This is a genomic window from Nonomuraea sp. NPDC059023 (assembly GCF_042740095.1).
Lineage (GTDB): Bacteria > Actinomycetota > Actinomycetes > Streptosporangiales > Streptosporangiaceae > Nonomuraea.
Window position 1 is genome coordinate 387504 of the sequence record NZ_JBHYIO010000001.1, and the last position, 12137, is coordinate 399640.

A 12137-nucleotide genomic window follows, 5' to 3' on the forward strand; every position below is an offset into this window, starting at 1 on the left:
TCGTTTTCCGGTCACAGTAGGCCGGAGGATCCGGGAAACTGGTGCCCGTGCGCGAATACCTCTTCATGGCGTTGGTCGCGGCAGCGGTGACGTTTCTTCTCGTGCCGCTGGTCCGTCGCTTTGCCATTCGCATCGGAGCGATGCCCGAGGTTCGCGAGCGCGACGTGCACACCACGCCGACCCCGCGCCTGGGCGGTCTCGCCATGTACTTCGGCCTGGTCGCGGGCCTGCTGGTGGCGGGCAACCTCAACCGCACCGGCTACGTCCTGTCGCAGGACCAGACCACACTGGCGCTGATCGTGGCGGGCGGCGTGATCACGCTGACCGGCTTCCTGGACGACTGGTGGGGGATGGACCCCTTCATCAAGCTGGGCGGCCAGATCGCGGCGGCGGGCGTCATGGTCTTCTTCGACATGCGCCTGACCTCGATCCCGCTGCCGGACAGCTGGGGCGGCGCGTACGTGCTCGACTACAACCTGAGCACGGTGCTGACGATCCTGATCGTGGTCGTGGCCATCAACGCGGTGAACTTCGTCGACGGGCTCGACGGCCTGGCGGCCGGCATCGTCGGCATCGCCGCGGCGGCCACCTGGATGTACTCCATCTTCCTCGACCAGGCCATCGAGCAGAACCGCATCAACACCACGGCCGCCATCACCGCGATCCTCATCGGCATGTGCCTCGGCTTCCTGCCGCACAACTTCCACCCGGCCAAGATCTTCATGGGCGACACCGGCGCGATGCTGCTGGGCCTGGTGCTGGCCGGCTCGCTCATCACGGTGACCCCGCTCGACCCGTTCTCCTTCGAGGGCATCAACAAGTTCGGCACGCTGGTGCCGCTGCTGCTGCCGGTGGCCGTGCTGGTCCTGCCGCTGACCGACCTGATCACCGCCGTGGTCAGACGCACGTCCCACGGCCTGTCCCCGTTCGCGCCCGACCGGGGTCACCTGCACCACCGGCTGCTCGACATCGGCCACTCGCAGCGCCGCACGGTCCTGATCATGTACGCGTGGACGGTCCTGTTCGCCTTCGGCCTGGTGACGATGTCGGTGTTCGGGGTGCCGATCCTGCTCTTCCCGATTGTGATTCTGCTCGCACTCGGCGTGCTGGTCATGATGGCGCTGCCCCGGTTCCGCGGCCGCGGCGGCGCGCACGCCGCCCCGCGTGGCGACTCCGGCGATGACGACGACGGCCCGCCGACCGGCCCGATGCCCGTCATCCAGCCGTTCGACGAGGTCACCCAGCAGGTACGCCGCCCGTCCCCCAACCAGGAGCGCAACACGGTCCAGGCGTTCCCCGGCGGTTCATGATCGCGAACTAGAAACGGCAGGTAAAAGCGGTCTTCCATGAGCTTGTGATATCTTTCACGAGCAAGGCCCCCCGGACGCACCGGCTCTGGGGGTAGCAAACGCTCGCTTGATAACTCGCTACGGGAGCACCGATGCAGGCCAACGACGTGCGCGTACTCAAAAGCGCCGCGCTGCCCACGCTGGTCGTGGGCGCCGTTGCCGCCATCGTGGCCTTCTTCCTCGCGGGGGGTAAGGGAGTCATCGGAGCCCTGGTCGGGCTCGCGCTGGTCGGTGTCTTCTTCAGCATCAGCGTGGTGGTCGTCTCCTACGCCGCCAGAATCTCCCCGCAGATGATGGCCGCCGCCGCCATGGTCAGCTACCTCGTCAAAGTCGTCGTCATCATGGTCATGCTCTCCACGTTCGGTGACACCACCGTGTGGAACCCGAGGGCCTTCGCCTGGAGCGTCGTGATCTGCACGATCGTGTGGACCGCGGCAGAAGTCAGGGCCTTCGTGAAGACGAAGATGCTGTACGTGGACCCCGACGCCAAAGTCCCGGGCCAGGGCGACTCATGAGCAAGGTAAAGGGGCGGGTCCGATATGACTAGTCCTCTGCTTGCCTGCTATCGTCGGGCGCGCGATGAGCGAAGAGAAGAAGCGCCGGCCCGAAGACGACGGCCAGGACTTCGCCAACGCCGCGTGGTCGATTCCCAGCTACCTTCTCTCCGGGATGGCGATCTACGGCGGTGCGGGCTGGTTGCTGGACCGCTGGTTCGGCACGTCCGCGCTCTTCCCCATAGGCATTGTCGTGGGGGTCGCTCTCGCCGTCTACCTGGTCTACCGGAAGTACGGTCGCTGACCCCACCTGGCGATCGCTTCGCTGAGGAAACCCTTGTGATCCACTACGACGTTGAAGGGGACGCCGCGTGAATGCGCTGACGGTCCTGGCCGCCGACACTCCTGGCGAGTTCGGGGCGCCGACGCCCGAGTCACTGTTCGACCTTGCCCCGATCATTCCCGGGGTCGCCTGGTTCACCAAGCCGGTTCTCCTCGCGATCCTCAGCTCGATCATCGTGATCGGCTTCTGCTGGGCGGCCTTCGCGAAGCCGAAGATCGTGCCCAGGGGCATCCAGAACGTCGCCGAGTACGGCTACATGTTCGTGCGCGACCAGGTCGCCCGGCCCTTCCTGGGCAAGGACGCCGACCGCTGGATGGGCCTGCTCCTGACCATGTTCTTCCTGGTGCTGGTCTGGAACCTGATGGGCGTCGTGCCCTTCGTCCAGTTCCCTGTCGCCTCCCACATCGCCTTCCCCGCGGTGCTCGCGATCACCATCTACATCCTCAAGGTGTATCTCGGCGTCAAGCACCAGGGCGCCATCGGCTACTTCAAGAACATGATGTTCCCCCCGGGACTTCCCAAGCCGATCTACTTCCTGCTGGCCCCGATCGAGTTTCTCTCGAACATGATCATCGCGCCTTTCACGCACGCGGTGCGACTGTTCGCCAACATGTTCGCCGGTCACATGCTGCTGGCCTTCTTCAGCATGGTGGGCTTCTGGTTCCTGTTCGAGAAGCTGACCCCGCTGGGCGCCCCGATCGGCGTGCTCGGTGTGGTGATGACCATCATCTTCACCGGCTTCGAGATGTTCATCCAGTTCCTGCAGGCATTCCTCTTCGCGATGCTGGCCTCGATGTACATCGGCGGCTCGCTGCACGCGGAGCACTGAGAACCACATACCGGAACAGTCCGTGACCGGTGAGACTCCGCTTCACCGGCCGTCCAGTAAAGGAAAACAGCAATGAGCGTTCTCGCTGAGGTCTCCGGCAACGTCACCGCCATCGGTTACGGTCTCGCCGCCATCGGCCCCGGCATCGGCGTCGGCATCATCTTCGGTCAGGGCGTGCAGGCCATTGCCCGCCAGCCGGAGGCGTACGGTCTGATCCGCCAGAACATGCTCCTCGGCTTCGTTCTCACCGAGGCCCTGGCTCTGATCGGTCTGGTCGCGCCGTTCATCTTCGCCAACCTGTAAAGACGTAGACCACCCTGACGAAAGGCTGCACCCATGACTAAGGCAGCTACGCTCCTCGCTGCGGAGGAGGGGTACAACCCCCTCCTGCCGCACACGTACGAGCTCGTCGTCGGTATCTTCGCGTTCGCCGTTGTCGCCTTCTTCCTCATCAAGGTGCTCGTCCCGCGTGTCCAGAAGACTCTGGCCGAGCGGACCGACGCCATCGAGGGCGGCATCAAGAGGGCTGAAGAGGCCCAGGCCGAGGCGCAGGCGCTGCAGCAGCAGTACCGCGACCAGCTGGCCGAGGCCCGGCATGAGGCGGCTCGTCTGCGCGAGGAAGCTCGTGAGCAGGCCGCGCAGATCAAGGCCGAGCTCCGCGAGGAGGCGCAGGCCGAGGCCCGTCGTCTCGTCGAGGCGGCGCACGCCCAGATCGAGGCCGACCGCCAGGCGGCGTTCGCCTCGCTCCGCAACGAGATCGGCCGCCTGTCGACCGACCTGGCCGGACGCATCGTCGGCGAGTCCCTCGAGGACGAGGTCCGGCAGCGCCGTACCGTCGACCGGTTCCTCGACGAGCTCGAGAACTCCGCGGCGGTGCGCTGATGCCGGAGCGAACCCGACGCACTGAGCGGAGCGACACATGAGGGGTCTGAGCAGGACCTCGCTGGCTGAGGTCGAGGAGCGCTTCAACGCCGCGGCCGGCAGCGCCGACCTCGGCGCGCTCTCCGACGAGCTGTTCGCGGTCACCGACCTGCTCGACCGCGAGCACGGTCTGCGCCGCGCCCTGTCCGACCCGGCCAGGCCCGCCGGGCAGAAGGCGGAGACCCTCCGCGGCCTGCTCCAGGGCAAGGTCGGCGACGCGACCCTCGGCACCGTCGAGGCCGCGGTCGCGGCCAGGTGGTCGCGGGCCGGGGACCTGACCGACGTGCTGGAGCGGCTCGGCGTGGTCGCCGCCGCCGCCGAGGCCGAGGGGCAGGGCAAGCTGGACGACGTGGAGGACGAGCTCTTCCGCTTCGGCCGCATCGTCGCCGCCAACCCCGAACTGCGCCTCGCTCTCACCGACGCGGCCGCGCCCGCCGAGGGCAAGCAGCAACTGCTGCGGGATCTGCTCGGCGGCAAGGTCGCACCGTCCACGCTGCGTCTGGTCACACAGCTGGCCACGCACCCGCGAGGACGTAATCTGGAGGGTGGCCTCGAGGAGTACGGGCAGCTGGTCGCTCAGCAGCGTCAGCGCCTCGTCGCGGTGGTGCGCAGCGCCGTCGCGCTCAGTGAGGAGCAGAAGCAGCGCCTGACGGCGTGGCTGCGCGGCTCCTACGGCCGCGACGTGCACCTGAACGTCGAGGTGGATCCGCGTGTGCTCGGTGGATTCTCGGTCCGCATCGGCGACGAGATCATCGACACCACCATTGTGGGACGAATCGAAGAAGTCCGCCGCCGGCTGGCCGGCTAAGGCGAATAGGGAGACAGAGTAGAGATGGCGGAGCTTACGATCCGGCCGGACGAGATCCGGGACGCGCTTGAGCGCTTCGTCCAGGCGTACGAACCGGAAGGCGCCGCGCGCGAGGAGATCGGGACCGTCGTCGACTGTGGCGACGGCATCGCCCACGTCTCCGGCCTTCCCTCGGCGATGGCGAACGAACTGCTCGAGTTCGAGGACGGCACGCGCGGTCTGGCACTGAACCTCGACACCCGCGAGATCGGTGTCGTTATCCTGGGCGACTTCAGCAAGATCGAAGAAGGCCAGACGGTCCGCCGGACGGGCGAGGTCCTGTCCGTGCCCGTCGGCGACAACTTCCTCGGCCGCGTGGTCGACCCCCTGGGCAACCCGCTCGACGGCAAGGGCCACATCGAGTCCGAGGGCCTGCGCGCCCTTGAGCTCCAGGCGCCCAGTGTCGTCCAGCGCCAGCCGGTGAAGGAGTCCCTCGCCACCGGCATCAAGGCGATCGACGCCATGACCGCGATCGGCCGTGGCCAGCGTCAGCTGATCATCGGCGACCGTGGCACGGGCAAGACCGCGATCGCCGTGGACACCATCCTCAACCAGCGCGACAACTGGCTCTCGGGCGACCCGAAGAAGCAGGTGCGCTGCGTCTACGTCGCGGTCGGCCAGAAGGGCTCGACGATCGCGCAGGTCAGGGCTCGCCTGGAGGAGGCGGGCGCGCTGGAGTACACGACCATCGTGGCCGCTCCCGCGTCCGACGCCGCAGGCTACAAGTACCTCGCCCCCTACACCGGTTCGGCCATCGGCCAGCACTGGATGTACCAGGGCAAGCACGTCCTGATCGTCTTCGACGACCTGACCAAGCAGGCCGACGCCTACCGCGCGGTCTCCCTCCTGCTGCGTCGCCCGCCGGGCCGTGAGGCCTTCCCCGGCGACGTCTTCTACCTCCACTCCCGCCTGCTGGAGCGCTGCGCCAAGCTCTCCGACGACATGGGCGGCGGCTCGATGACCGGTCTGCCGATCATCGAGACCAAGGGCAACGACGTCTCGGCGTTCATCCCGACCAACGTCATCTCCATCACCGACGGCCAGGTCTTCCTCGAGACCGACCTGTTCAACGCCGGTGTCCGCCCGGCCATCAACGTCGGTATCTCCGTCTCCCGAGTCGGTGGTTCCGCGCAGGCCAAGGCGATGCGCAAGGTCGCCGGTACGCTCCGTCTGGCCCTGTCGCAGTACCGCGACCTGGAGGCGTTCGCCGCGTTCGCCTCCGACCTCGACGCCGCCTCCAAGGCTCAGCTCGAGCGTGGTCTGCGCCTGGTCGAGCTGCTCAAGCAGCCCCAGTACAGCCCGTTCTCGCTGGAGCGCGAGGTCGTGTCGGTGTGGGCCGGCACCACCGGTGAGCTCGACGAGGTCCCGGTCGAGGACATCCGCCGCTTCGAGTCGGAGTTCCTCGACTACATCCAGAGCGCGCACAAGGGCATCTTCGACAGCATCCGGGAGACCCGCGAGCTGTCGGACGACACCGTCACCGCGCTCAAGGACAGCGTGACGGAGTTCAAGAAGGGCTTCACCACCTCCTCGGGTGAGCTTCTGATCAAGGACGAGCCGGTCGCGCCGCTGGACGCGGACGAGGTCGGCCAGGAGAAGATCAAGAAGGTCGTCCGGCCGGCGGAGAAGAAGTAGGCCATGGGTGCCCAGCTAAGGCTGCTGCGGCGGCGGATCAAGTCGGTCACCTCGACCGCCAAGATCACGCGCGCCCAGGAGCTCATCGCCTCCTCACGGATCGTGCGGGCGCAGCAGCGGATGCACGCGGCGCTGCCGTACGAGCGTGAGATCACTCGCGCCGTCACGGGCGTCGTCAGCAACGCGGCGAGCGTCGACCATCCCCTGACGGTGGCGAAGGAGAACCCCGCCAAGGCGGGCGTCCTCATCGTCACCAGCGACAGCGGGTTCTGTGGCGGCTTCAACGCCAACGTCCTGCGCGAGGCCGAGGCCCTGCGCGGGCTGCTGGCGGGCCGCGGGCTCGAAGTCATCCCGTTCGTGACCGGCCGCAAGGGTGTCACCTGGCACTCCTTCCGCTCGCGTTCGATGGGCGGGCAGTGGGTCGGCTTCTCCAGGAAGCCCTCCTACGCCGACGCCAAGACCATCGCGGGCGAGCTGATCGACTCGTTCAAGGACGACAACGGGATCGACGAGATCCACATCGTCTCGACCGAGTTCGTCTCGATGCTCACCCAGAACGTGGTGGTCAAGCGCATCCTGCCGCTTGAGATCGAGGAGACCGAGGCCACGGCGACGGACACGATCCCGCCGTACTTCGAGTTCGAGCCCACCGCGGGCGACGTGCTGGAATCGTTGCTGCCGCGCTACGTCGAGTCCCGTATCTTCACCGCGCTGCTGCAGTCGGCGGCCTCCGAGGAGGCCGCGCGCCGGCGCGCGATGAAGTCCGCGACGGACAACGCCAACGAGCTGATGCGGGTTCTGACCCAGCAGATGAACCAGGCTCGCCAGGCCGAGATCACCCAGGAAATCAGCGAGATCGTCGGTGGCGCCAACGCGCTGGCCGACGCCGCAGCGGGGAAAGAGTGAAATGACTGCAGAGGCTGTTGAGACCACGACCGGCACGGGCCGTGTGGCTCGTGTCAACGGTCCCGTCGTCGACGTGGAGTTCCCCGTCGAGGCGATGCCCGACATCTACAACGCGCTGAACGTCGAGGTCACGCTCGGCGGCGAGACGAAGAAGCTGACCCTGGAGGTCGCCCAGCACCTGGGTGACAACCTGGTCCGCGCCATCTCCATGCAGCCCACCGACGGCCTGGTGCGCGGCTCGGCCGTCACCGACTCCGGCGAGCCGATCTCGGTGCCCGTCGGCGACGTCGTCAAGGGTCACGTGTGGAACGCGCTCGGCGAGTCCCTCGACGTGCCGACCTCCTCCCTGAAGGTCACCGAGAAGTGGGGCATCCACCGCCCCAGCCCGGCGTTCGACCAGCTTGAGTCGCGTACCGAGATGCTGGTCACCGGCATCAAGGTCATCGACCTGCTGACCCCGTACGTGCAGGGCGGCAAGATCGGTCTGTTCGGTGGCGCCGGTGTCGGCAAGACCGTTCTGATCCAGGAGATGATCCGCCGAGTCGCGCGTAACTTCGGTGGTACGTCCTGCTTCGCGGGCGTCGGCGAGCGTACCCGTGAGGGCAACGACCTCTGGCTGGAGATGGAGGAGGCGGACGTCCTCAAGGACACCGCGCTCGTCTTCGGCCAGATGGACGAGCCCCCGGGCACCCGTCTGCGCGTGGCCCTGTCGGCGCTGACGATGGCGGAGTACTTCCGCGACGTGCAGAAGCAGGACGTGCTTCTGTTCATCGACAACATCTTCCGCTTCACGCAGGCCGGTTCCGAGGTCTCCACCCTGCTCGGCCGCATGCCGTCCGCCGTGGGTTACCAGCCCACGCTGGCCGACGAGATGGGTGTGCTCCAGGAGCGCATCACCTCGACGCGTGGTCACTCGATCACCTCCATGCAGGCGATCTACGTGCCCGCGGACGACATCACCGACCCGGCTCCGCACAACGCGTTCGCGCACCTCGACGCGCAGACCGTTCTGTCGCGGCCGATCTCGGAGAAGGGCATCTACCCCGCGGTGGACCCGCTCGACTCCAGCTCCCGCATCCTCGACCCGCAGATCGTCGGCGCCGAGCACTACGCGGTGGCCCAGGAGACGAAGCGCATCCTGCAGAAGTACAAGGAGCTGCAGGACATCATCGCGATCCTCGGTATCGACGAGCTGTCCGAAGAGGACAAGGTCACGGTTAACCGGGCCCGCCGCATCGAGCGCTTCCTGTCGCACCCGATGTACGCCGCCGAGGCGTTCACCGGTCAGCCGGGTGAGAACGTGCCGCTGGACGAGACCATCGCCTCCTTCAAGGGGCTGTGCGCCGGTGAGTACGACCACCTGCCCGAGCAGGCGTTCTTCATGGTCGGCGGCATCGAGCAGGCCGTGGCGAAGGCCAAGGAACTCGAGCGCTGATCGCCCGACGATGCCGGTGTCAGCAAGCGCTGATACCGGCATCTTGAGACCGGAAGGGAACCTAACGTGGCCAAGCTACGCGTAGGGGTTGTCTCGCCAGAGCGTGAGATCTGGTCGGGCGAGGCCGACATGGTGATTGCCAAGACCGTGGACGGCGAGATCGGTATTATGCCGCAACACGCACCCGTTCTCGGCGTCCTCGTCGAGGGCGGCGTGCTGCGCGTGAAGCGGGAGGGCGAGGGCGATCTGGTCGCCGCGGTCCACGGGGGTTTCATCTCCGTGGCCGACGACGAGGTCTCCGTGCTCGCCGAGGTGGCCGAGCTCGGTTCCGAGGTCGACGTCGCGGCTGCGCGCGACGCTCTTGAGCGGGCTCAGGCCTCGATCGAGAGCAACCAGGAGGATGCCGACGCGGCAGTCGAGGCCAAGCGTGCGCGGGCTCGGCTGAAGGCGGCCGGCGAGGACGTCTGATCATTTGGGGGCGGCGATGGCGGCAGCGCTGACGGTATTGATCGGTGTGCTGCTGTTCGCCGCCCTGATCGTGTTGCGCGGGCTGGTGCTCGCGCGCACGCGCGGGAGTGTGCCCTGCCGGCTGCGGCAGGGGTCCGGCTCCTGGCGCAGCGGGGTAGCCCGCTACGCCGACGGGGAGCTCCACTGGATCCCGCTCATCGGAGTGCGACTGAGGCCGCGCCACGCGATCGCGAGGCGCGGCCTCGTCGTTTCCGACCGCCGCCCGCTCGACGACGACCTGTACGCCATCGACTGCGGCCCGGTGTCGCTGGCGATGAGCGCGGACGCCCTGACGGGCTTCCTGGCGTGGCTGGAGTCGGCTCCGCCCAGCGCCTACCTCGACGTCGCCTAGCGGGTGCCGCCCGGCTTCCAGAGGATCTCGGAGCCGTCGTGGGCGATCCTGCACAGGATGAACAGCAGGTCCGACAGCCGGTTCAGGTACTTGGCGGTCAGCGGGTTGATGTCGTCGTGCGTCTCCAGGGCGGCCCAGGCCGTGCGTTCGGCCCTGCGGACCGTCACGCGGGCCACGTGGAGCTGGGCGGTGGCGGGGTCGCCGCCGGGCAGGATGAAGCTGCGCAGCGGTTTGAGCTGGGCGTTGAAGGCGTCGCACCGCTCCTCCAGCCACTCGACGTAGGACGCCTCGACCCGCAGCGGCGGGAACTCCGGTTCGGCCACCACCGGCGTCGCCAGGTCGGCGCCCAGGTCGAAGAGCTCGTTCTGGACACGGCCCAGCACCTGCGCGATCTCCGGCGCCAGCGTGCCGAACGACAGGGCCAGGCCGATCGCCGCGTTGGCCTCCTCCGCGTCGGCGTAGGCGGCCAGGCGGGGGTCGGTCTTGGGGGCGCGGCTCATGTCGGCGAGCGCGGTCGTCCCGTCGTCCCCGGTGCGGGTGTAGATCTTGGAGAGGACGACGGGTTTGTCCTTGTCTGCTCGGGTCATGGACCCAGGATCTCACTCTTCATGGGTACTGCGGAGCCACAGCGTGAGCGCCCAGTCCTGGTCGTTGGCGAGCGGGTCGGGCCGGTGCGCTGGCAGCCCCTCCACACAGCTCGGCATCACGAACGCGCAGGTGGCCGAGGCGTCGGCGGTGTAGTTGACGAGGTTGGCGCGGAAGATGGCCTCGGCCCTCTCCTTCTCGCCCACCTGGGACAGGGCCACCGCGGTCAGCACGCTCCAGTAGTGCGGGAAGACGTCGCCGTAGAGCCGGTCGCGGCCGAACCAGAAGCCGTCCCAGTGCCGGATGCCGATGTCGCGCAGCCGTACGTGGGGCTGGGGGCCGCCGAAGGCGCGTAGCCAGCGCAGCGCCCGCTCCAGCGCCTCGGGGTGGCCGCCGTCGGCGGCCAGCAGGGACACCAGCGGCGCCACCATCGACTGCTCGTAGTTGACCTCGTGGCTGGGCAGGGCGTGGCCGAGGCGGGCGAAGTGGGCGGCGTGCTTGGCCAGGGAGTCGCGCAGTCCGGCGGCCCGTGCGGGCTGGTCGTTCTCGTCGAGCTGACCGGCCACCTGGAGGATCACCTCGGGGAAGCCGAGCAGCAGGTGGTCGATGGCGCCCAGGGTGTAGGCGCGTTCGACGATGCGGGCGGCCAGGTCGAGGTCGGCGGCCTCGCCGTACAGTTTGAACTGGTCGGCGAAGAAGTGGGCCAGCCAGGGGAAGTTGTACAGGCGCGGCTCGCGCTCGGGGAAGTGGCTGCCGCGGCGGACGGTGCCGTCCTCCTCCACCAGCCAGGCGCGGGCGAAGGCCGACCAGCCGTGCAGCGCCTCGTCGATCGCCGCCGCGTCGCCCCAGCCGCGCAGCCTGGCCTGCTGGAGCAGCGTGGGCATGGCCAGCCGCTCGGCGCCGTCGGTCCAGTCGCCCCAGCCGTTGGTGGGCTGGGTGAGGCCGGTGGCGTTGTCGTAGGGGACGAAGGCGTGGCGTTCCGGCGCGTCGAGGTGCAGGGGCCGATGGTCGGCCAGGACGCGGGCGACCCGCCGCTCGACCAGCTCGCGCCGTGGCAGGTGGAACAACACCGCGGTACGGCTGCCGCCCGGCAGCTCGACGTGCAGCGCCCCGTGCTCGTGCGAGGTGATCTCCCGGTCGCCCACGCGCAGCGTCCGCCCCGTCTCGGCGACCAGCCGGTCGATGGCCACCGGCGGGCGGGTCGCGGCCAGGAACGCCTCGACGGTGTCGTGGAAGCCCGTCTCCAGCCGCAGCACGTACGCCCGGCCGGGCTCCAGCACGATCTCGGGCTGCCCGCCGAACGCCTGGGGGTTCCTGGCGTGGTCGGTGACGTGGAGCAGGATGTGGCCGCGGACGTTGGAGCCGGAGCCGATGTTCCTGGACTCGACCGAGTAGGCCCACAGCGCGCCCTCGCGCACGATCGTGCCCAGAACCGGGCCCTCGCCGCTCATCGGCTGGGCCAGCACCCAGGACCAGGCGCCGCCGGTCCAGACGTGGGCGTGGCAGGCGCGGGTGAGCGCGTCCTCGGCGTCGTCGTAGACGTCCCTGATCGGCAGGGAGACGGCCAGCGAGCCGAGCGTGAGCGGGGAGTCGCCGGTGTTGAGCCAGGTGTAGGTCTCGGTGAGGGCGGTCTCGCCGGTGGTTCTGGCGATCGTCAGCGTGAGGCCGGGGACGGGCTCGTGGGTGCCGGAGGCGGCGTTCCAGCGGCCCGAACCCCGCGAGGTGATCGCGAAGCCGCCGCCCCATCGGTGGGCTGGCGTGTGCCAGCGGTCGGCGCCCTCCTGCAGGAGGAAGGGGTGGCCGGGCAGGTCGGGGTGGGTGAACCGGAGCGGGAAGCCGTCCGGGTGGAAACTGGCGGTCATGTGGCTGGCCTCGGCAGGGGTTGGTCGGTGTCGTTCTGGCGCGTCCAACTGCGGAGACTGCCACAGCCGGGG

General features: G+C 68.5%; 14 protein-coding genes. 12 read left to right on the top strand and 2 right to left on the bottom strand.

What is annotated here, in order from left to right:
- Positions 1-140 precede the first annotated feature (140 nt).
- The 12 genes from ACFWYW_RS01730 (at position 141) to ACFWYW_RS01785 (ending at position 9618) form a co-directional block, all read left to right on the top strand.
- Positions 141-1310 (top strand): MraY family glycosyltransferase, encoded by a 1170-nt coding sequence (locus ACFWYW_RS01730; protein WP_379609099.1) that lies wholly within the window; start codon positions 141-143, stop codon positions 1308-1310.
- 131 nt (positions 1311-1441) lie between these two features.
- Positions 1442-1864 (top strand): hypothetical protein, encoded by a 423-nt coding sequence (locus ACFWYW_RS01735; RefSeq protein ID WP_184965958.1) that lies wholly within the window; start codon positions 1442-1444, stop codon positions 1862-1864.
- A gap of 64 nt (positions 1865-1928) precedes the next feature.
- Positions 1929-2147 carry an AtpZ/AtpI family protein gene (locus tag ACFWYW_RS01740; protein WP_379609100.1) on the top strand — a complete coding sequence of 73 codons (219 nt, stop codon included), beginning with the start codon at positions 1929-1931 and terminating at the stop codon, positions 2145-2147.
- A 67-nt stretch (positions 2148-2214) separates the two neighbouring features.
- The gene (gene atpB / locus ACFWYW_RS01745; protein ID WP_379609101.1) at positions 2215-3015 is read left to right on the top strand and encodes a F0F1 ATP synthase subunit A; all 801 of its coding nucleotides are present in this window, start codon (positions 2215-2217) and stop codon (positions 3013-3015) included.
- Positions 3016-3087: 72 nt separating this feature from the next.
- The gene (gene atpE / locus ACFWYW_RS01750) at positions 3088-3318 is read left to right on the top strand and encodes an ATP synthase F0 subunit C (RefSeq protein WP_101784104.1); all 231 of its coding nucleotides are present in this window, start codon (positions 3088-3090) and stop codon (positions 3316-3318) included.
- A 33-nt stretch (positions 3319-3351) separates the two neighbouring features.
- On the top strand, positions 3352-3897 hold the full coding sequence (locus ACFWYW_RS01755) for a F0F1 ATP synthase subunit B (RefSeq protein ID WP_379609102.1): 546 nt from the start codon (positions 3352-3354) through the stop codon (positions 3895-3897).
- A 37-nt stretch (positions 3898-3934) separates the two neighbouring features.
- Complete coding sequence (locus tag ACFWYW_RS01760) at positions 3935-4744, top strand: F0F1 ATP synthase subunit delta (protein ID WP_379609103.1); 810 nt, start codon at positions 3935-3937, stop codon at positions 4742-4744.
- 24 nt (positions 4745-4768) lie between these two features.
- Entirely contained in the window at positions 4769-6418 is a 1650-nt protein-coding gene (gene atpA, locus ACFWYW_RS01765; RefSeq protein ID WP_379609104.1) for a F0F1 ATP synthase subunit alpha, read from the top strand.
- A 3-nt stretch (positions 6419-6421) separates the two neighbouring features.
- Positions 6422-7324, top strand: coding sequence for a F0F1 ATP synthase subunit gamma (locus ACFWYW_RS01770; RefSeq protein WP_379609105.1), 903 nt, complete (start codon positions 6422-6424; stop codon positions 7322-7324).
- 1 nt (position 7325) lies between these two features.
- Positions 7326-8759 carry a F0F1 ATP synthase subunit beta gene (atpD, locus tag ACFWYW_RS01775; RefSeq protein ID WP_379609106.1) on the top strand — a complete coding sequence of 478 codons (1434 nt, stop codon included), beginning with the start codon at positions 7326-7328 and terminating at the stop codon, positions 8757-8759.
- A 66-nt stretch (positions 8760-8825) separates the two neighbouring features.
- On the top strand, positions 8826-9227 hold the full coding sequence (locus tag ACFWYW_RS01780) for a F0F1 ATP synthase subunit epsilon (RefSeq protein WP_184965942.1): 402 nt from the start codon (positions 8826-8828) through the stop codon (positions 9225-9227).
- Between the two features lie 16 nt (positions 9228-9243).
- On the top strand, positions 9244-9618 hold the full coding sequence (locus tag ACFWYW_RS01785; protein WP_184965940.1) for a DUF2550 domain-containing protein: 375 nt from the start codon (positions 9244-9246) through the stop codon (positions 9616-9618).
- On the opposite strand, the gene ACFWYW_RS01790 is transcribed toward ACFWYW_RS01785, so the two are convergent.
- The gene (locus ACFWYW_RS01790; RefSeq protein ID WP_379609108.1) at positions 9615-10205 is read right to left on the bottom strand and encodes a cob(I)yrinic acid a,c-diamide adenosyltransferase; all 591 of its coding nucleotides are present in this window, start codon (positions 10203-10205) and stop codon (positions 9615-9617) included. The two genes, ACFWYW_RS01785 and ACFWYW_RS01790, sit on opposite strands and share 4 nt — an antisense overlap.
- Positions 10206-10217: 12 nt before the next feature.
- A complete protein-coding gene (locus ACFWYW_RS01795) occupies positions 10218-12065 on the bottom strand; it encodes a hypothetical protein (protein ID WP_379609109.1) in 1848 nt (615 codons plus the stop codon).
- Positions 12066-12137: the final 72 nt, after the last annotated feature.